The sequence below is a fragment of the Bradyrhizobium sp. LeoB3 genome (assembly GCF_055456055.1).
Map to the genome: position 1 here is coordinate 1 of NZ_JBVBEF010000466.1, position 256 is coordinate 256.

At 60.2% G+C, this 256-nt stretch carries 1 protein-coding gene; it reads left to right on the forward strand.

Annotated features, from left to right (window positions below):
* On the forward strand, positions 1–256 hold a 256-nt coding region (locus tag ACZXDY_RS46725; protein ID WP_464350134.1), incomplete at both ends, for a LysR substrate-binding domain-containing protein.

Below are 256 nucleotides of genomic sequence, written 5' to 3' on the forward strand. Positions count from 1 at the left end.
ATCGACCTTCGCGTTTCCGCAACGCTTCATCACGTCGACTTCGCGCGAGAGGAAGTCGACCTTGCGGTGCGCCATGGCGAAGGCAATTGGCCTGGGCTCGATACGGTCAAGCTGAGTGCCGAACAGCTCTTTGCCGTTTGCAGTCCAAAGCTTCTTTCAGGGCGGCGACGGCTCAGCAAGCCGGCCGATATCCTCAACTATCCGCTGATCCATATGGACAGCCGAACCGATTGGTCCAGGTGGCTGCAGGCGGCGG